Raw genomic sequence first — 19,346 nt, 5'->3', positions numbered from 1 at the left:
AACGATGGCAAGGCCGCCATCCAGACCTCTGGTTCGAAGCCAGGGGTCCGGATGGCGGCCTTTTTTTTCCCTTTGATTTTCCGGAGTCTCGCAAATGGAGTTTCAGGACGGGATCGAACCCACGGTGGACTACGCAGACGTGCTGGAGGCGCCCCGGGCCGACCGGCGCGAGCATCTCGTGGTCGTCGGCAACGGCATGGCCGGGTGCCGCGCGGTGGAGGAGCTGCTGGCCCGCGACGGCGCGCGCTACCGGGTGACCATCTTCGGCGCCGAGCCGCACGTGAACTACAACCGGATCATGCTCTCCCCCGTGCTGGCGGGCGAGAAGACCTTCGACGAGATCGTCATCAATCCCCGCGCCTGGTATGACGACAACGGCATCGAGCTGGTCACCGCCGATCCCGTCGTCGCCATCGACCGCGCGGCGAAGACCGTCACCGCCCGCTCGGGCCGCACGGTGCGCTACGACCGACTGCTGATCGCCACCGGCTCCGACCCGTTCATCATCCCCGTCCCGGGCAAGGACCTGCCCGGCGTCATCGCCTTTCGCGACATGAGCGACGTCGACGCGATGCTGGCGGCGGCGCAGGCCGGCGAGGCGGCGGGCGGCGGCGCCGCGGTGGTCATCGGCGGCGGCCTCCTGGGGCTGGAGGCGGCGCACGGCCTCACCCTGCGCGGGATGAAGGTCACCGTCATCCACCTCATGCCCACCCTGATGGAGCGCCAGCTCGACGAGGCGGCCGGCTGGCTGCTCAAGTCCGCGCTGGAGAGCCGCGGCCAGACCATCCTCACCGGCGCCGACACCGCCGAGATCTACGGCGAGGGCCGGGTCGAGGGCGTGCGCCTGAAGGACGGGCGGGAGATTCCCGCCAGCCTCGTCGTCATGGCCGTGGGCATCCGCCCCTCGGTGGCGCTCGCCCGCGAGGCGGGGCTCGAGGTGGGCCGCGGCATCAAGGTGGACGACCACATGGTGACGAGCGACCCGGCCGTCCTGGCGGTGGGCGAATGCGTCGAGCACGACGGCAACGTCTACGGCCTCGTCGCGCCGCTGTGGGACATGTGCCGCAGCCTGGCCGACGGGCTGACCGACCGCCACAGCGGCTACCGCGGCTCGGTCACCTCCACCAAGCTCAAGGTCGCCGGGCTCGACGTGTTCTCCGCCGGGGACTTCTCCGGCGGCGAGGGCTGCGAGGACATCGTGCTGCGCGACGCGGCGCGCGGGGTCTACAAGCGCGTGGTGGTGAAGGACGACCGCATCGTCGGCGCCGTGCTCTACGGCGACACCGCCGACGGCGGCTGGTACTTCGACCTGCTCAAGAAGGGCGAGGACGTCTCGGCCATCCGCGACCTGCTCATCTTCGGCCAGGGCTTCGCCTCGGGAGGAGGCGCGCTGGACCCTAAGGCGGCCGTTGCGGCGCTCTCGGACGATGCCGAGATCTGCGGCTGCAACGGCGTTTCCAAGGGACAGGTGGTGGGCTGCATCGAGGCGGGCGCATGCAGCCTGGACGCCGTGCGCGCCGGCTGCAAGGCGTCGGCCAGCTGCGGCTCGTGCACCGGGCTGGTCGAGAACCTGCTCGCCCTCACCCTCGGCGGCGAGGTCGAAGCCGGGCCGAAGACGATGTGCAAGTGCACCAGCTTCACCCACGACGACGTGCGCCGCGAGATCGTGGCGCAGGACATGCGCTCCATCCCGGAGGTCATGCAAAGGCTGCACTGGTCCACCCCCGACGGGTGCTCGTCGTGCCGCCCGGCGCTCAACTACTACCTGCTCTGCGCGCTGCCCGGCATCTACCAGGACGACCAGCAGAGCCGCTTCGTCAACGAGCGCATGCATGCCAACATCCAGAAGGACGGCACCTACTCCGTCGTCCCGCGCATGTGGGGCGGCCTCACCAACCCGCGCGAGCTGCGCGCCATCGCCGACGTGGTGGAGAAGTACGAGGCGCCGATGGTCAAGGTCACCGGCGGCCAGCGGCTCGACATCTTCGGCATCAAGAAGGAGGACCTCCCCGCGGTCTGGGCCGACCTCAATGCCGCGGGCATGGTCTCCGGCCACGCCTACGGCAAGTCGCTGCGCACGGTGAAGACCTGCGTGGGCTCGGAATGGTGCCGCTTCGGCACGCAGGATTCGACCGGCCTTGGCGTCAAGACCGAGCGGATGACCTGGGGCTCGTGGATGCCGCACAAGTTCAAGATCGCGGTCTCCGGCTGCCCGCGCAACTGCGCCGAGGCGACGATCAAGGACTTCGGGATCGTCTGCGTCGACAGCGGCTACGAGCTCCACGTCGGCGGCAACGGCGGCATCAAGGTGCGCGCCACCGACTTCCTGTGCAAGGTCGCCACCGAGGAGGAGGCGCTCGAGTACTGCGCCGCCTTCATCCAGGTCTATCGCGAGGAAGCCCGCTACCTCGAGCGCACCGCGCCCTGGATCGAGCGCGTCGGCGTCGACTACGTGAAGAGCCGCGTGGTGGAGGACGAGGCCGGCCGCAAGGCGCTGGCCGCGCGGTTCCACCACTCGCAGAGCTTCAGCCAGAACGATCCCTGGGCGGAGCGCGCCGCCGGCGACCGCGCCGACCTGCACCAGCATCTCGAATCCCACGCCCTGGAAGCCGCGGAGTGAACGCCATGACCGACTGGATCGACATCGGAACCCTGAACGACATCCCCCAGCGCGGCGCGCGCACCGTGCGCTTCGCCGGGGAGCCGGAGATCGCCGTCTTCCGCACCGGCGACGACAAGGTCTTCGCGCTGGTGAACGAATGCCCGCACAAGAAGGGGCCGCTCAGCCAGGGCATCGTGCATGGCCACGCGGTCGCCTGCCCGCTGCACAACTGGAACATCGCGCTCGCCAGCGGCGAGGCGCAGGGCGCCGACAAGGGCTGCACCCCGACCATCCCCGTGCGCGAGGAGAACGGGCGCATCCTGCTCGCCCGCCCCGTGGCGATGAAGGACGCCGCGTGAAATCCCCTCTCCCCGCCAGGGGAGAGGGCCGGGGAGAGGGGAACCGCGCATGACGAATCCCCTGCCGGGCCCCTCTCCTCTCCCGTCCCGCGCTTCCCCTGAAGGGGAAGGGCGGACGGTGCGCACGACCTGCGCCTATTGCGGCGTCGGCTGCGGCATCGCCGCCACCCCCACGGGCGCGCGCGAGGTCGCCATCCGCGGCGACGACGCGCATCCGGCGAACCGCGGCAGCCTCTGCTCCAAGGGCACGCACCTGGGCGAGACGGTGGGCCTCTCCGGCCGGCTCCTGCACCCGATGATCGGGGAGCGGCGGGCCAGCTGGGACAAGGCGCTCGACCTCGTCGCCAAGCGCTTCAAGGACACCATCGCGCGGCACGGGCCCGACAGCGTCGCCTTCTACGTCTCGGGCCAGCTGCTGACCGAGGACTACTACGTCGCCAACAAGCTGATGAAGGGCTTCATCGGCTCGGCCAACATCGACACCAATTCGCGGCTCTGCATGTCGAGCGCGGTGGCCGGCCACAACCGCGCCTTCGGCGAGGACGTCGTGCCCGCGAGCTACGCGGACCTCGACGAGGCCGACCTGGTGGTGCTGGTGGGCTCCAACACCGCATGGTGCCACCCGGTGGTCTACCAGCGCATCCAGGCCGCGCGCGCCGCGCGGGGCACCCGGCTGGTCGTCATCGACCCGCGCCGGACCGAGACCTGCGAGGGCGCGGACCTGCACCTGCCGCTGCGCCCCGGCAGCGACGTGGCGCTGATGAACGGCCTGCTGGCCTGGCTGGCCGAACAGGGGCTGGTCGACACCGCCTTCACGGACCGCCACGTCGAGGTGCCCGAAGGCTTCTGGGAGCACCTCGCCACCGGGCACGACCTGTGGACGACGGCCGCGACCTGCGATCTCGATCCCGCGCTGCTGCGCCGGTTCTACGAGATGTTCGCGGCGCATCCGCGCACGGTCACGCTGTTCAGCCAGGGCGTGAACCAGTCGATCCGCGGCACCGACCAGGTCAACGCGATCATCAACGTCCACCTCGCGACCGGGCGCATCGGGCGGCCGGGCGCGGCGCCCTTCTCGATCACCGGCCAGCCCAACGCGATGGGCGGGCGCGAGGTGGGCGGCCTTGCCTCCACGCTCGCCGCGCACATGGACTTCGCGCCCGACAACGTCGCGCGGGTGGGCCGCTTCTGGGCCGCGCCGGCGATGGCGACGAAGCCCGGGCTCAAGGCGGTCGACCTGTTCCGGGCCATCGGCGAAGGGCGCATCAAGGCGCTCTGGATCATGGCGACCAACCCTGCCGTCTCACTCCCCGATGCCGGGACCGTACGCGCGGCGCTGGAGAAATGCCCGTTCGTCGTCGTCTCCGACGTCGTCGCGAACACCGACACCAGCGTCCACGCCGACGTGCGCCTGCCCGCCGCCGCCTGGGGCGAAAAGGACGGCACCGTCACCAACTCCGAGCGGACCGTCAGCCGCCAGCGCCCGTTCATGGCGCTGCCCGGCGAAGCCCGGCCGGACTGGTGGATCGTCAAGGAAGTGGCGCGACGGATGGGCTGGCGCAGCGCCTTCGCCTACGACCATCCGGCCGAGATCTGGCGCGAGCATGCGCGCCTCACCGCCTACCAGAACGAGGGGTCGCGCGTGCTCGACCTCCACGACAAGGCGGCGATCGGCAACGCCGCCTACGACGCCATGGAGCCGTTCCGCTGGGGCGGCGCGCCGTTCGCCGACGGCCGCTTTCCCACCCCGAGCGGACGGGCGCGCATGCTCCGGGTCGGGCAGATGGAACTGCAGGCCCCGCTGGCGGACTGGCCGCTGACGCTCAACACCGGGCGCTACCGCGACCAGTGGCACACGATGACCCGCACCGGCCTCGCCCCCAAGCTCGCCCGCCACCGCGAGGAGCCGCTGGTGGAGGTCCACCCTGCCGATGCCGCCGCGCTCGGCCTTGCGGACGGCGATCTGGCAAGCGTCTCCACGCCCCAGGGCCAGAGCACCTTCCGCGTCATGCTGAGCGACGGCCAGCGCCCGGGCGAGATCTTCACCCCGATCCACTGGACCGACCAGGTCTCCACCGGCGGCCGCACCGGCCTGCTGTCGCGCCCGCTGGTCGACCCGCATTCGGGCCAGCCCGGTTTCAAGTCCACCCCCGCCGCGCTGGCCCGCGTCGAGACCGAGTGGAAGGGCTTCATGATCGTGCGCGGCGAGGAGCCCGTGCGCCTGCCCTGCCTGTGGTCGACGCGGGTGACGGTGCCCGGCGGCGCGCTCTACGAGATCGCCGGGAACGGCGATGCCGCGCGGATCGAAGGCTGCCTTCCCGCCGGCGAGCGAGTGGAGGCGGTCGACCTGGCCCGCGGCACCCGGCGGGTCGCGGTGATCGTCGCCGGCCGGCTGGTTGGCGTGCTGTTCGTCACCCGCACCGGCCTGCTCCCCTCGCGCGACTGGCTGATCGGCCAGCTCGCCGCGGAGGGGGTCGGCGCTTCGGTGCTGGCGGCGCGCGGGCCCGGCGCCCAGCCCGACAAGGGCGCCACCGTCTGCGTCTGCTTCGACGTCGGGCTCAACCAGATCGTCGCTGCCATCCGCGACCAACGCCTCGTCGACGTGCCCGCGATCGGCGCGGCGCTCGGCGCCGGCACCAACTGCGGCTCGTGCCGCCCTGCCCTGGCCAGGATCCTCGCCCAGGTCCATGAGGAGGTCCTCGATGCCGCAGAATGAGCTGATCGCTTCGGGCGAGGTCTGGCTGGTCGGTGCCGGGCCGGGCGACCCCGACCTGCTGACCCGCAAGGCGGAAGCGCTGCTGCGCGCGGCCGAGGTGGTGTTCCACGACGCGCTGGTCAGCCCCGGGGTGCTCGACCTGATCCCCGCCGGCACCGAGATCGTCAGCGTCGGCAAGCGCTCGGGCCGCCACAGCAAGGCGCAGGGCTCGATCAACGACCTGCTGCTGGCGGCCGCCCTCGCCGGTCGGCGCGTGGTGCGGCTGAAGGGGGGCGACCCCTCGGTGTTCGGGCGCTCGGCGGAGGAGATGGACCACCTGCTGGCGGCCGGCGTCCCGGTCCGCGTGTGCCCCGGCGTGACCACCGCCAGCGCGGCGGCGGCCGGTGCCCGGGCTTCGCTGACGCTGCGCGGGGTGACGCGGGCGATTACGCTGGTGACCGCGCACTTCCGCGCCGGCGAACCGCTCGACCTCGACTGGGAGGCACTCGCCCGCGCGGGCGGGACGCTCGGCGTCTACATGGGCCGGGCCGCGGCGGGCGAGATCGCGCGGGGCCTGATCGGTGCCGGGCGCGATCCCGACACCCCCGTGATGGTGGCCGTAAACGTCTCCCTTCCCGGCGAACGCCTCATCCGAGGCAGGCTTTCGGCCCTCTCCTTCCTGGTCGCCGCGATCAGCGACGACGATCCCACGCTGCTGCTGATCGGCGAGGCTGTGGCCGGGCGCGAGGCGATCGGCGGCGGCGCGGCGGCAGAAACCCTGCGCGCGCCTGAGCGCACGCTGACCGCACGCTAACCGCGCGCTAACCGCGCGCTAACTGCGCGCTAACTGCGCGCTAACTGCGCGCTAATGCGGCGCTCATCACGGGCGCGGCGCGCGCGCCCCGGCTGCCGGCAGGAAGCGCTGCGACAGGCCGTGGTACAGCTTCTCCTTGCACACCAGCTGGGCCGCGAACTCGCCCACCAGCGCCGCGGCCAGCAAGGGCATCATCAAGCCCCGGCTGGCCGTGGTCTCCGAGATGATGATCACCGCGGTCAGCGGGGCCCGCACCACTCCGGTGAAGTATCCCACCATCCCCAGCAGCACGATGGCGCCCGGCGGATAGCCAGGGAACAGCGTCCTCAGCAGGTCGCCGATGCCCGCCCCGATCGACAGCGAGGGCGCGAAGATGCCGCCCGGAAGGCCGGAAACGGCGGTCGCCAGCGTCGTTGCGAACTTGGCGGCGCCGAACCAGGCGGGCACGTCGGCCCCCGCGATGATGGTGTGCGCGGCCTCGTAGCCGGTCCCCCAGGTCAGCCCGGTGGCGACGCCCAGGATCGCGACCACGCCGCCGCAGGCCGCCGCGAACACCACCGGGCGGGCCCGCAGCCAGACCATGGCCGCCAGCGGCGTCGTGCCGGCCGAGAGCATCAGCCGCGAGAACATCCCGCCCGCCAGCCCGCCGACGACGCCCGCCACCGGCGTCACCACCAGGGCCTGCGGCAGGCTGAGCGTCTGCCGCATCGCGCCGAAGTAGATGTAGTCACCCGCGATCCCCAGGCTGACCATGCCCGCGATCAGCACCGCCGCCATCACCAGCAGCGTCATGCGCTGCTCATAGGCCGCGGCCAGTTCCTCGATCGCGAAGGCCACTCCGGCCAGCGGCGTGTTGAAGGCCGCCGCCACGCCCGCCGCGCCCCCCGCGATGTAGACCGACGAGCGCAGCGGAATGCGCAGGATCCGGTGCATGTGGCCCATGATGGCGGCGGCGATCTGCACTGTCGGCCCCTCGCGCCCGACCGACGCCCCGGTCAGCAGCGCGGCCGCCGTCAGGACGAACTTGGCGACCGCCGCCCGCAGCGAGACCAGCGTCGACAGGGCGGCCTGCGGATTCTTGGTGGCGGCCATCACCTGCGGGATTCCCGAGCCCCGCGCCAGTGGCGCGAAGCGGTTGGTCAGCCAGGCGATGGCGGCGAAGCCCGCCGGCGTGACCAGCAGCGGCGCCCACCACCAGCGCGCGGACAGGAGATGGAACCAGGCGTTCGCCCGGTCCGCGACCTCCGCGAAGACCAGCGCGACGAGGCCCACCAGCACGGCGCCGCCGACGATCGCCACCCGTCGCCGCCAGACCAGCGCCTCCGGCCCGTGGCGGCGCAGCACCACGCGCAAGCGGCGGGGAAGCAAACGGTTCAGCGACGACACCAGGGGCAACTCTCGGGTTCGGCTCGGCGCGCAAGACGCGGTGGACATGCGAAGATCGTCCGCCTCATGGTTCGAACCGCGCGCGAAGTCCACCCGCCGCGCGACATCCGCCCAGGGCCGTAACCTCACGCTCGAGAAAATGAGGCGCGCGCGGTTACCTTATGCGGCCCCGGTGGTTATGCTTCCTAAATGGAGCAACAGGCCCTCGTTTTCGCGCTGATCGGCATTCTCGGGATCGGTGCGCAGTGGATCGCATGGCGCACCGGTTGGCCCGCCATCGCCCTCATGCTCGCTGCGGGCGTCCTGGCAGGGCCGGTAACCGGCCTCGTCGTCCCGGAGCATACCTTCGGCGAACTGCTGGAGCCCATGGTGTCGGTCGCGGTGGCCCTGATCCTGTTCGAGGGCGGGCTCAGCCTCAACTTCCGCGAGTTGCGCAAGACCGAGGGCGCGGTGATGCGCCTGATGGTGATCGGCGTTCCGCTCGGCTGGGTGCTCGGGTCCGTGGCCTGCTACTATGTCGCCGGGCTGGTGTGGCCGGTGGCGATCCTGTTCGCCGGGATCCTCGTCGTGACCGGACCGACGGTGGTCATTCCCCTGCTGCGGCAGAGCAACGTCGCCGCGCGCCCCCGTGCGATCCTCAAGTGGGAAGCGATCGTCAACGATCCGCTGGGCGCACTCTGTGCGGTGATTACCTACGAGTACCTGCGTCGCGCCGACGAAGGCGGGACGCTGCTCTCCGTGATCGCCTCGCTCTTGGCCGCAGCCGCGGTGGCGGGGCTGATCGGCTACGCGGTGGCGAGAGCCATCGCCTGGGCCTTTCCCCGCGGACATGTGCCCGAATACCTCAAGGCGCCCGTGCTGCTGGTGGCGGTCATCGCCACGTTCGTGCTGTCGAACACGATCCAGCAGGAGACCGGTCTTCTGGCGGTGACCGTGATGGGCGTCGCGATCGCCAACATGCACCTGGATTCGCTGCGTGACATCCACCCCTTCAAGGAAAACGTGACCGTCCTCCTGATCTCGGGCGTGTTCGTGTTGCTCTCGGCCTCGCTGGAGCTGGACGTCCTGCGCCAGTTCGAGTGGCGCTTCCTCGCCTTCCTTGTCGCGCTGTTGTTCCTGGTCCGCCCCGCGACGGTCCTGCTCGCTCTGGCTTTCAGCAAGATCCCGTGGAACGAACGCCTGCTCGTCGCCTGGATTGCACCGCGCGGTGTGGTTGCAGTGGCCGTCTCGGGCCTGTTCGCGCTGCGCCTCGACCAGCTGGGCTACGGCGACGGCAGCATCCTGGTGACCCTTTCGTTTGCCGTCGTGACCGCCACCATCGTCGCCCACGGCTTCAGCATCCGCCACGTGGCCCGCTGGCTCAAGGTGACCGGCGCCGTGCAGAAGGGGCTGCTGATCGTCGGCAGCACGCCCTGGAGCCTGTCGCTGGCGCGTCAGTTGCGCTCGCTGGAGCTGCCGGTGATGATCGCGGACACCAGCTGGCAGCGGCTTTCCCTGCCGCGGCAGGCCGGCATCGCCACCTATCATGGGGAGATCCTGGCCGAATCGACCGAGGAGCGTCTCGACCTCACCCAGTTCCAGGTCCTGGTCGCGACCACCGAGAACGAGGCCTACAACGCCCTGGTGTGCAGCGAGTTCGCGCCGGACTTCGGCCGTGACTCGGTGTACCAGCTCGGCGGTTCGGGCGACGACGAGGATCATCGCAGCCTGCCCGAGGCTCTGCGCGGGCGCGCCATGTTCGCCTCCGGCCACGGCGTGGAGGAGATCATGGACCGCGAAGCGCAAGGCTGGGCTTTCCGCAAGACCCGCATCAGCGAGCAGTTCGCCTTCTCCGATGCGCAGGCGGCCCTGGCCGACGAGGCAGACATGCTGTTCGTGCTCCGCAAGGACGGGCGCATCCGCTTCTTCACCCATGCCTCGCGCCCCACCCCCCAATCGGGGGACGTCATCGTTTCCTACGGCCCTTCCCGCCATGGCGAGGGGGACGGTTCACGCCAGACCCAGAAGAAGGAGGCGAACGCATGAGAGGCATGCCGGCGCTAACGGTCATCTCGTCCGCAGCGAGCCTGATGCTCTGCGGCTGCAATCCACCTGCGGTGCCCGCTCCGGATGTCACCCAGCCGGCCGCCGAAGGCACCGAAGAGGCCCAGCCGGGTGTGACCGCCGTCGACGAAGCCGCCGCACCGACGAAATCGATCATCCGGGCGGACCTGGAAGCCGCCCCGGTCCTCCCGCCGGCGCCGGAGCCGTTGGAACTCACCATCCCCTTCCCGGCCAAGGGGACCACGCCCGAGCCGGAAGGCCTGGCGGCACTCGACACGATGGTCTCCAGCCCGACGGTCGCCGCCGGCGGCACGATCACGATCTGGGGGCACAGCGATTCGCGCGGCACCGATTCGCAGAATCTCGCGGCTTCCCGGCGCCGAGCCGAAGCCGTTCGCGATTACCTCGAAGGCAAGGGCATCGATGAGGCGCGGATCACCGTCATTCCGCTGGGCGAAGCACGGCCTTTGGCGCCCAATCGCAAGCTCGATGGAAGCGACGATCCGGAAGGGCGACGCAAGAACCGACGGGTCGAGATCAGGGTCGAACCGCCCGAGCCGCCGGCGGACGCGCCGGACGAAAGCCCCGGACCATCGCCCAAGCCGACGAGCAAGGCGCAATGAGACTCAGTTCGGGAAGTTGACGTCTACGAACAGCCGCGCGAACTCGGTGGGATTGGCCTGCCGCCCGTCGCGAGCCGCGTCCTCCTCCACCTTGGTCCAGGTCGCCTTGATCCAGGCTGCGAAATCCTCGGGCAAGTGCATCCGGACGGAAACGAAGTCGCGCCAGCAGGTCGCAGCGCCGTCTTCCTCCCCCAGCGAGGCGCCGAAATCGTCCAACAGGGCCTGCTGCTTATCATCCAAGGCGTCGATGGCCCACAGGACGTATCCGTCCAGAAATCGAAGAAACGGCTTCTCTTCGTAGCGCATCATGACCGGCCAGCCTCCTCCGGGGGCCGCCATACTCCCGAACGAAAGACTTGCCAATGTAGGCGCGATGATGCGCGGTAAGCGCGATTTCCTTGTCCGCGCGGTCCTATTCAGGAGTGGGCCGAAGTATCTGGCCCAAGCGGTGAACGATATTGTGCACGGTACAGGGCTCCCGGACGAGAATGCTGTTGCTGGTCCCTTTCACGTCCACTTTCAGAGAACGCATAAAACCAGCGGCCGCGCCATGTTTCTCATCTACGGCTGGAACCCTCGGGCATAAAAAACAATTCTAATGGCAGAAGCTCGATTCCCGTTCCGATCGAGCAAAGCGCACGTACCCGACCCGGACAAAGCACGATGACCATGCCCGTTACTCCTTCCGAGCACCTGACGGCCATGGGGAGCCTCTTCAAATCGCGCTACAAGTTGGCCCCGGCCGACCTCCCGCAGGACATGATGGATCTGCTCCGGGCGATGGATGCGGACACTGGCAGCGATTCCGCCGGCCGCAACTTCCTGCAGCGCGTGTTCCCCCGGAAGTCGCCGAGACCCGCCGCAAGGCGCGCCTGAACAAAGCAGCCTGCCGCGCCAACCTCGCGTAATAATACGACGAGCGGCTGATCCGCAGCAGTGGGCGTTGCGGCGAGATCCACAGGCGCTGGTGAGCAGATTCAACCATCGCCCGTCTGCGATCCACCCTCATCGACCGAAGGCTTTCGCTGAGAAATCCCACTCCACCACCAGTTGCCGGATCTTGGCGGGCAGCTTCTCCATCTCGCTCGCGCTGAAAGCCTTGGTCGCATCGCCTCCCGCGGAGAATGTGCCTGCCATCCCATCGATAGCCTGCCGCTTCCACGGACGCGTTTTTGCCGGTGGGGAGCACGATTATCAAACCGGCAGACTCTCGTTTTGACCGCGGGACGAGCGGGGCGGAGGTCATTGTCAACGCTAGGCCGGGGGCCTTGCGGCCAGCGAAAACGCGCCGCGATGGCGATCGCGCAGTTCCGGAGAAAGAGGCCTGCCGATTTCGGCTTGCCATTTGAACATCCTCCGACAATCCGGTGATGTCTGCGACTCATGCAGAACACAGGGGTGTGACATCAGATGAAAATTTTTCGCGGCCGCGCTTCGCGGCTGGCGCTTTCTTGCGCCTTCCTTACCACGATGGCTGCTGCTGAAGCGACTACTGCGACTGCGCAGTCGCTCAATGGCGAAACAATACCGTTGAACGATTTCTGCAGGGTTCAGGTCAACAGCAACTGTACAACCCCAGTCATTGGAACCCGCGTCGTAACGTCCAATGCTCCCTCGGTGATTACGCCTTTCCCTGGCGGCGGGATAGAAATTCGCAGCAACGCGAACATCGCTTTCGACGGACAGCTTCAGGTCGATGGATTAGAAATCACAGGGTTCGGAATTTCGCCCAGCTTGTTATTCGACGAAATCGGCGACAATCTTGAAATACTCGCTTCTGCCAACTACGATTCCGAGGTGCATTATGTAGTGAATAATGGTCAATATACATATTTCACCGACACCAATTTCTCCTTCAATTCGTTCAACGTATCTCAGATCGGCATTTCGATCGACGACGGTGAGTGGGATAGTTTTGGAAGCGATGAGGGATACTTTACCCTACGATCTGTGGATCCTACGGCGGTGGTCAATAATTCGACAGCTGTGGCAGGCACCTTCTCTCAATCTCTTCCAGGCTCGCTCCAGTTTGGAACGCTGACAGGGACGGCGACGGTGGTCGCAAATCCGGGTATCAGTTCCGTCGATGGAGTGCTCGAGTACATCAGCCCATTTGGCCTTGAAATGGATGTTGCACAGACGGTTACCACGCAGCTGGATGAAACCGGGCTTACCACGCCAATGATCGCGGTCACTGCCGGGATCGAGATGAATGGCTCAAAGGTCACGGGTCTCGCCGCTGGCACCCTCGCGAGCGATGCAGTCAATAAGGCTCAACTCGACACTGAGGCACAAGCCCGAATCGCCGCGGACCTTGCGCACACGAGGGACATCGCTGCGGAAGCCGCGGCGCGGACGCAGGCGGACAACACCCTCAACCAGCGCATCGCCAACGAGGAGGCTGCGCGCAAGCAGGTCGCGGCAGATCTGCAGAGCGAATCCAATGCACGCGCAGCAGCGGATCTCGCCCTCGGCACACAGCTCAACACCCTGGGTGCTCGCGTCGACACGCTGACCACCCGGGTCGAGAATATCGAGCGGAAGGTCGATCGCCTCGGTCGCAAGATCGCGTCATCGACGGCTGTCGCGGTCGCGATGAGCGGAAACACCTTCCTCCCGAATACGTCGTTCAATCTCACAGCAAACCTCGCAACCTTTGATGGTGCTCAAGCGGGCGCATTCCAGATGGGAGCCATGGTTTCCGACAACGTCGCGGTAAATGCTGGCGTCGCCACCGGTTTCAACAAGGGCGGCAAAACTGCTGGCCGAGTTGGATTTACCGTCGGCTGGTAAACCTGCTTTGAAGGGCGGGGGCATATCGCTGTGCACCCGCCCGAGCCGGCGGCGTCTGGGTAGAAGGCGCCTGGCAGAAATTTTTCAGCGACTCAGCACCGTTAAGGCCTGCGGTCTCGATCATAGTGCCGTCCTGCGGATTTGCGCTGGCAATGCCCATGAGCCGCCGATCATGCAGGTACCCACCTGCTATCATCCGTCTCCACATTCGATTGAAGACCTCCAGCAGCTCAGCCTCATCGTGGGGCCAGCCGCCCTGATGCTTCTCCACGGCGCCCGCCGCCGCGTGATCGCGGGGCGCAACTGCTCGGCGGGCAGTTCCCTCGAATACGATTTCGCCATGCAGCCCGGCCACCTTTCACCAGCCTGTACCTTGAATCAGACCATCGCCTCTATGGGAATCCCCCAACGATTCAGGACCACGTCATCCCGCTCTAAGTCGTTGTAAAATGGTGAGCCCTGCTGGGTTCGAACCAGCGACCTACTGATTAAAAGTCAGTTGCTCTACCGACTGAGCTAAGGGCCCCCGGGACGCGCGTGGCGATCAGGTCGGGGTCACCTAAGGGTCGAGCGGGGCTTGGTCAAGCGGGCGCGTAGCTGGCGCAGCGTCAGGTGGGTCAGCGGATCGCGCCAGTCGCCGCCGAGCGCCGCCGCCGGGTCGAGCACGAAGCGGCGGTGGCGGAACGCCGCATGCGGGATCACCAGCTCAGCGCGGTCCGCGCGGGCGACATGGGCGCCGCCGCTCCACAGCACGATGTCGAGATCGAGCACGCGCGCCCCCCAGGCCTGCCCGCGGCGACAGCGTCCGAAGCTATGCTCGACCTGGTGAAGGCGCTCCAGCGCGTCGTCCGGTTTCAACCTAGAGCTCACCGCGGCGACCGCATTGGCGTAGCGCCGGTGCGAGGGGCCCAAGGGCGCGCTTTCGATCATCGGTGAGAGGGCGAGGACGGAGAACTCCTCCTCCGCCATCGCAGCGACGGCGGCGGCGAGGACGCGGCGCGGTGTGCCGTAGCGCGGGTGGCGCATGTTCGATCCCAGCGCCACCAGATAGCGATGAGCATCCAAGCCCCGCCCCTCCCCTCGGGTTCAGACGTCCTGCGCAATACGGGTGTAGAGCTGCGGCCGACGGTCACGGAAGAAGCCCATTCCGGCGCGGTGCCGGGCTGCGCGGGCGAGGTCGAGCGTGGCGGTCAGCACGCCCGTCTCCTCACGCCCGAACTCGCTGACGAAGTCGCCCCATTCGTCGGTGATGAAGGAGTGCCCGTAGAAACTCTGCTCGCTCCCGCACTCGGTCTCGGGGCCGATGCGATTGGCGGCGATCACCGGCATGCAGTTCGACACCGAATGGCCCACCATCGCCCGGCGCCACATGCGGCTGGTGTCCAGGCTGGCGTCGTAGGGCTCGGAGCCGATCGCGGTGGGATACAGCAGCAGTTCCGCCCCCATCAGCGCCATCACGCGCGCGGCTTCCGGATACCACTGGTCCCAGCAGATGCCGACGCCGATGCGCGTGCCGAACACGTCCCAGACCTTGAACCCGTCGTTGCCGGGGCGGAAGTAGTACTTCTCCTCGTATCCGGGGCCGTCCGGGATGTGGCTCTTGCGATAAGTGCCGAGGATCTCGCCACCGGCGTCGATCATCGCGAGGGTGTTGTAGTAGTGGTGCCCATCGCGCTCGAAGAAACTCGTCGGGATGGCAACGTCCAGCTTCGCGGCAAGCGCCTGCATGGCGCGCACGGACGGATGCTCCGTCGTCGGCCGAGCCAGCGCGAAGAGGGCCTCGTCCTCGGTCTTGCAGAAGTAGGGGCCGGAGAAAAGCTCCGGCGGCAGCACCAGCTGCGCGCCCTTCCCGGCCGCCTCCTCGACGAGGGCGGAGACGGCGGCGATGTTCTCGGCCTCGTCCGCGGATGCGAGAGCGAGCTGGAGCGCGGCGACGGTGATCTCAGTCATGGCGCCTCAGGTATGGATTGCCGGCCTCGAAGTCCAGACTGGGAGGCCGCCTTCGCAAGCGCCCGCGCGGCTCAATCCCGCTTGCGGAACAGCAGCGTCATGCGATCGCTCTCGCCGATGGCCTGGTACTTGGCACGGTCCTGGTCCTTGAGCGCAAGGGTGGGCGGCAGGGTCCACACGCCCTCCGGCCAGTCGGCACTGTCCTTGGGATTGGCGCTGATCTCGGACGTGTCGACGAGGTCGAAGCCGTTCACCTCCATAAAGCGGACGACGTCCGCCTCGCGCAGGTAGCCCTTGCTTCCATCGGCATAGGAGAAGGGCGCGTCGGGCTTGGCGCGGTGCTGCTCGATCCCGATCAGGCCGCCGGGCTTGAGCAGAGTGCGCAGCACCTTGATCTCGCTGTCGGCGATGTTCCAGCGCATCAGGTTGTGCAGCATGCGCGGAACGATGATGACGTCGAAGGTGCCCGCCTCGCCCGCCGGCACCGCGTCGAGCGTGTAGGCGGAGAACCGGTCGGCCGGAAGGCCGGTGGCCTTCGCGACGTCGGCTGCGTAACCCTGCGCGCCCTTGCGGATGCCGGCCTGGGTCTCCGGCTTGAAAGGGCCGCTGGTCGGGTCGAAGTAGAGGCCGACGAGGCGCCCCTGCGGCCCGAGATAAAGCCCGAGGAAACGCGAGTACCACTCTCCGCCAGGGGCGTATTCACCGACCTTCGCCCGCGGACCGACGCGGAAGAAGGACAGTGTTTCAACGGGATGGCGGTACTGGTCGCGCGCGCGGTCCTCCTGGCGCAGGGGACTGCCGGCGGCCCGCTCCAGCGCGGCCCGGCAGCCCTGGCACGCAGGCGGTGCGGCCTCTTTCGCGGCGGCAGCGGTCGATAAGGCGGCAATAGCGAGGCATGAGGACAGGGTCAGCAGGGTCCGGTGCATCGAAGTCTCCTGTGAGAGCGGTGGCCGAGACTAGCCCTCCTGGGGGCAATGACAAGCGGCTGTACCATCCCTATCTACCCGTTCGACCCCTTCTCCTTGAGGACGTGTGACAAAGATGGAAACGGCAATCGTGGCTGGCGGGTGCTTCTGGTGCACCGAGGCGGTATTCCGCGACGTGGTGGGCGTCTCGGCGGTGGAGAGCGGCTATATCGGCGGCTCGGTCGACAACCCCACCTACAAGCAGGTCTGTTCCGGTACGACCGGCCATGCCGAAGCGATCAAGGTGGAGTACGATCCTGCGGCGATCTCCTATGCGGACGTGCTCGACGTCTTCCTCGGCACCCACGATCCGACGCAGCTCAACCGGCAGGGCAACGACATCGGCACGCAGTATCGCTCGGCGATCTTTCCGCTGGACGACGCGCAGCGCACGCAAGCCGCGGCCGCGATCGGGCGGTGGAACGCGGAGCACCCGGGCGAGACGGCGGTGACCACGATCGAGGGGCCCGCGCCGTGGTACCCGGCCGAGGACTACCACCAGGAATACTGGGAGGGCGAAGGACGGCGCAACCCCTACTGCCTGGCCCTGATCCCGCCCAAGCTGATGAAGCTGCGCAAGAGCTTCCAGGGCAAGGTCAAGGCCTGACCGCAGCGGCCGTAGCGGCGAAATCCGCAGCGGCCGCGGGTCAGACCGCCAATCGTTCAGAAATGATGAAGGATGCCGGCTTCGCCCAATCCTGTTCCACTCAGGGACGGTGGCGAAGTCGCGCTTCCTAAACGGGCCGTTCATCATACAAGCACGGGCATCGGCACTTCCGCCCGACCGAGACCGCAACGATGGCCCGTTTCCGTACCGCACCGCTTTCGCTCGCCGCTCTGGCCGCCGCGCTCGTCGCGAGCCCGGTGCTGGCCGATCCCACGCTGATCTCGGGCACCGACGTGCTGCGAACCTGGAACCTGGTGGTGCTGGGCGATCTCACCTCGTCCTCCGAGGTGGAAGGCCGCACGTTCGTGGGCGGCAACCTTTCGGGCAATTCGTCCAACTACCAGATCCAGTCGCTTCCCGCCTCGAGCACGGGCACGCCCGGGCTGACGGTGGTGGGTGACGTGCTCGGCGGGCACAAGAACCTCAACAACGGCTCGGGCGCGGTCGTCGGCGGAAACGTCAGCAGCGGCTTTAACCTCAACGGCGCGGCGCAGACGGTGCTGGTGGGCGGCTCCATCAGCAACACCAACGTCAACAACAACACGGTCACGTCCGGGCTCTCCGCCAGCGACCCGTCGTTCACCCAGAACCTCGTGCAGCAGAAGAGCCTCATCGAGACATCGATGACCGGCCTCAGCCACACGATGGAGACGCAGGCGGCGAACAGCCAGCTGACGATCAGCGGGAACCGCGGCACCTTCAACGCGCAGCCCGATGCCAATGGGGTGGCCGTGTTCAACATTTCGGCCGCGGACCTCGACAAGATCGGCGAGATCCAGTTCAACCTGAACGGCGCCGACACGGCCATCGTCAACGTGTCCGGGACCGCGATCACGCTCAACGACAACTTCCTGGGCGGCACGCAGAACCTGGGCGAGCACGTGATCTGGAACTTCCCGGATGCCGAGACGCTGTCGCTGACCACCGCCTGGGGCGGGTCGGTGCTCGCGCCCGGCGCCGCGGCCACGACGGCGAACTACATCCAGGGCTCGGCCGTGTTCGGCAGCCTTGTCCAGAACGGCGAGATGCACATCGGCACCTATACCGGCAGCTACAATCCGTCGCCGAGCGATCCCGGCACGCCGGGCGGAAGTAGCTCGTCCTCCGGCGGCACCGCGGTGCCGGAGCCCGGCGTGGTCGGCTTGCTCGCCCTGGCCTTCGGCGCTCTGGTGTTCTGGCGCCGCCGCCGCACGCTGGCGGCCTGACCCTCAGTCGCGGATCCAGCGCGAGACGAAGAACCCGTCCAGCCCCCCGGCCTCGGCCAGCATGCCGGGGTCGGTGCGCAGGCACCCGGATGCGGTCGGCACGATACCTGCGGGCAGTTCGCTGCCCGTGACGGGTGCCGGCGTCAGTCCCTTCGGAGCAGCCTGCCCTTCGCCCTCGGCAGCTTCCAGCGAGCACACGGCGTAGACCAGCGTTCCGCCCGGCTGCAGCCAGGCGGCGGCGCGCTCCAGCATGCGCGCCTGCAGCTCGGCCATCTCCGCGATCTGGCGCTCGCCGACGCGGTGGAGCACGTCGGGATGGCGCCGGGCCGTGCCCGTCGCCGTGCAGGGCGCGTCGAGAAGGATGGCGTCGAAGCGGTCCTCGGGTTCCCATGCCAGCGCATCCGCGAGGACCACCTCGGCATCGAGCCCGGTGCGTGCCAGGTTCTCCCGCAGGCGCTCCAGCCGCCGCTTGGCATTGTCCAGGGCGGTGACCCGCCACCCGGCGGCCGCAAGCTGCATGGTCTTGCCCCCGGGCGCGGCGCATAGATCCAGCACCGTCCTGCCCTGCCCTGCCCCCAGCAACCGCGCCGGCAGGCTGGCGGCAAGATCCTGCACCCACCAGGCACCCTCGCGAAAGCCTTCCAGGCTCTCCACGGCCGCGCCGCGCGGCAGGCGCAGGTGACCGGGGATCAGGGAGACGCCGCCCAGGCGTTCGGCCCACTCCTGCGTGGCGCCCGGATCGCGCAAGGCAAGGTCGAGCGGCGGCGGCTCGGCCAGCCCGGCTGCGATCGGGCCCGCACGCTCGCCCCACCGGGCCATGCAGGACTGCGGCAAAGTGGGGACCGCCGGCAACGTCGCACCGCGCTTCATCAGCGTCGAGAACACGCCGTGCGCCAGCCGCCGCGGTCCTCCCGCCAGCAGCGGCAGGCCCGTCGCGATGACCGCGTGGGCCGGGGTCTCGAGGCGCAGCACCTGTGCCAGCATCAGCTGGAGCACGGCGCGCGGCTTGGCGTCGTCGGGCAGACGCTGGCGCGTGGCCGAATCGATCAGCGCGTCGAGATCCTGCTTCCAGCGCAGCGCCTCTCCGGCGATGGCGCGGGCGAGCGCGCGGTCCGCGTCGCCGCGCACGCGCGCCAGCGCCGCGCCGCCAGCCTGGTCGAGCGTCTCGCCCCGGCGCAGAACGGCATCGATGAGGTGGAGCGCGGCTTGGCGCGCCGGAAGGCCGGGTATGTCCATCGCCGTGC

17 protein-coding genes and 1 tRNA gene are annotated in these 19,346 nt (G+C 68.5%); 10 read left to right on the top strand and 8 right to left on the bottom strand.

Going from position 1 to position 19,346, the window contains the following annotated elements; genetic code table 11:
- Positions 1 to 94 precede the first annotated feature (94 nt).
- The 4 genes from nirB to cobA are packed head-to-tail and all read left to right on the top strand — an operon-like array spanning position 95 to position 6,470.
- Positions 95 to 2,620 carry a nitrite reductase large subunit NirB gene (gene nirB / locus ACFFJC_RS09065; RefSeq protein ID WP_379487167.1) on the top strand — a complete coding sequence of 842 codons (2,526 nt, stop codon included), beginning with the start codon at positions 95 to 97 and terminating at the stop codon, positions 2,618 to 2,620.
- A 5-nt stretch (positions 2,621 to 2,625) separates the two neighbouring features.
- Complete coding sequence (gene nirD / locus ACFFJC_RS09060; protein ID WP_379487166.1) at positions 2,626 to 2,961, top strand: nitrite reductase small subunit NirD; 336 nt, start codon at positions 2,626 to 2,628, stop codon at positions 2,959 to 2,961.
- A 49-nt stretch (positions 2,962 to 3,010) separates the two neighbouring features.
- Positions 3,011 to 5,677 carry a molybdopterin-dependent oxidoreductase gene (locus tag ACFFJC_RS09055; protein ID WP_379487165.1) on the top strand — a complete coding sequence of 889 codons (2,667 nt, stop codon included), beginning with the start codon at positions 3,011 to 3,013 and terminating at the stop codon, positions 5,675 to 5,677.
- A complete protein-coding gene (gene cobA / locus ACFFJC_RS09050; protein ID WP_379487164.1) occupies positions 5,664 to 6,470 on the top strand; it encodes a uroporphyrinogen-III C-methyltransferase in 807 nt (268 codons plus the stop codon). Before ACFFJC_RS09055 ends, cobA begins: the two co-directional genes overlap by 14 nt.
- Positions 6,471 to 6,536: 66 nt before the next feature.
- Here cobA and ACFFJC_RS09045 read toward each other — a convergent pair whose 3' ends face one another.
- A complete protein-coding gene (locus ACFFJC_RS09045; protein WP_379487163.1) occupies positions 6,537 to 7,856 on the bottom strand; it encodes a chloride channel protein in 1,320 nt (439 codons plus the stop codon).
- A 189-nt stretch (positions 7,857 to 8,045) separates the two neighbouring features.
- Between ACFFJC_RS09045 and ACFFJC_RS09040 the strand changes: the two genes are divergently transcribed.
- Together ACFFJC_RS09040 and ACFFJC_RS09035 are read left to right on the top strand one after the other, a co-directional pair.
- Positions 8,046 to 9,881, top strand: coding sequence for a cation:proton antiporter (locus tag ACFFJC_RS09040; protein WP_379487162.1), 1,836 nt, complete (start codon positions 8,046 to 8,048; stop codon positions 9,879 to 9,881).
- Entirely contained in the window at positions 9,878 to 10,522 is a 645-nt protein-coding gene (locus ACFFJC_RS09035; RefSeq protein WP_379487161.1) for an OmpA family protein, read from the top strand. Before ACFFJC_RS09040 ends, ACFFJC_RS09035 begins: the two co-directional genes overlap by 4 nt.
- 3 nt (positions 10,523 to 10,525) lie before the next feature.
- Here the strand turns inward: ACFFJC_RS09035 and ACFFJC_RS09030 are convergent, their stop codons facing one another.
- Positions 10,526 to 10,831 (bottom strand): hypothetical protein, encoded by a 306-nt coding sequence (locus ACFFJC_RS09030; protein WP_379487160.1) that lies wholly within the window; start codon positions 10,829 to 10,831, stop codon positions 10,526 to 10,528.
- Between the two features lie 354 nt (positions 10,832 to 11,185).
- On the opposite strand from ACFFJC_RS09030, the gene ACFFJC_RS09025 reads away from it, so the two are divergent.
- Positions 11,186 to 11,398, top strand: coding sequence for a hypothetical protein (locus ACFFJC_RS09025; RefSeq protein WP_379487159.1), 213 nt, complete (start codon positions 11,186 to 11,188; stop codon positions 11,396 to 11,398).
- Positions 11,399 to 11,527: 129 nt separating this feature from the next.
- Here the strand turns inward: ACFFJC_RS09025 and ACFFJC_RS09020 are convergent, their stop codons facing one another.
- Entirely contained in the window at positions 11,528 to 11,659 is a 132-nt protein-coding gene (locus ACFFJC_RS09020) for a hypothetical protein (protein WP_379487158.1), read from the bottom strand.
- 273 nt (positions 11,660 to 11,932) lie between these two features.
- On the opposite strand from ACFFJC_RS09020, the gene ACFFJC_RS09015 reads away from it, so the two are divergent.
- Entirely contained in the window at positions 11,933 to 13,315 is a 1,383-nt protein-coding gene (locus ACFFJC_RS09015; protein ID WP_379487157.1) for a YadA-like family protein, read from the top strand.
- A 450-nt stretch (positions 13,316 to 13,765) separates the two neighbouring features.
- Here ACFFJC_RS09015 and ACFFJC_RS09010 read toward each other — a convergent pair.
- From ACFFJC_RS09010 to ACFFJC_RS08995, 4 genes are all read right to left on the bottom strand, one after another.
- Positions 13,766 to 13,841: transfer RNA gene (locus ACFFJC_RS09010), tRNA-Lys, on the bottom strand.
- 29 nt (positions 13,842 to 13,870) lie between these two features.
- Positions 13,871 to 14,380: a 2-amino-4-hydroxy-6-hydroxymethyldihydropteridine diphosphokinase gene (gene folK / locus ACFFJC_RS09005; protein WP_379487156.1), complete on the bottom strand. Its 510-nt coding sequence runs from the start codon at positions 14,378 to 14,380 to the stop codon at positions 13,871 to 13,873.
- Between the two features lie 21 nt (positions 14,381 to 14,401).
- Positions 14,402 to 15,265, bottom strand: coding sequence for an N-carbamoylputrescine amidase (gene aguB, locus ACFFJC_RS09000; protein WP_379487155.1), 864 nt, complete (start codon positions 15,263 to 15,265; stop codon positions 14,402 to 14,404).
- A 71-nt stretch (positions 15,266 to 15,336) separates the two neighbouring features.
- On the bottom strand, positions 15,337 to 16,191 hold the full coding sequence (locus ACFFJC_RS08995; protein WP_379487154.1) for a class I SAM-dependent methyltransferase: 855 nt from the start codon (positions 16,189 to 16,191) through the stop codon (positions 15,337 to 15,339).
- 115 nt (positions 16,192 to 16,306) lie between these two features.
- Between ACFFJC_RS08995 and msrA the strand changes: the two genes are divergently transcribed.
- Both msrA and ACFFJC_RS08985 read left to right on the top strand, forming a co-directional pair.
- Complete coding sequence (msrA, locus tag ACFFJC_RS08990; protein ID WP_379487153.1) at positions 16,307 to 16,837, top strand: peptide-methionine (S)-S-oxide reductase MsrA; 531 nt, start codon at positions 16,307 to 16,309, stop codon at positions 16,835 to 16,837.
- 191 nt (positions 16,838 to 17,028) lie between these two features.
- Positions 17,029 to 18,102 (top strand): choice-of-anchor A family protein, encoded by a 1,074-nt coding sequence (locus tag ACFFJC_RS08985; protein ID WP_379487152.1) that lies wholly within the window; start codon positions 17,029 to 17,031, stop codon positions 18,100 to 18,102.
- Between the two features lie 3 nt (positions 18,103 to 18,105).
- On the opposite strand, the gene ACFFJC_RS08980 is transcribed toward ACFFJC_RS08985, so the two are convergent.
- Positions 18,106 to 19,338: an RsmB/NOP family class I SAM-dependent RNA methyltransferase gene (locus ACFFJC_RS08980; protein WP_379487151.1), complete on the bottom strand. Its 1,233-nt coding sequence runs from the start codon at positions 19,336 to 19,338 to the stop codon at positions 18,106 to 18,108.
- Positions 19,339 to 19,346: the final 8 nt, after the last annotated feature.

Origin of the sequence: Novosphingobium soli (assembly GCF_042432915.1) — a bacterium.
Classification (GTDB): Bacteria; Pseudomonadota; Alphaproteobacteria; order Sphingomonadales; family Sphingomonadaceae; genus Novosphingobium; species Novosphingobium soli.
This window is presented reverse-complemented; position numbering and strand designations above follow the sequence as displayed.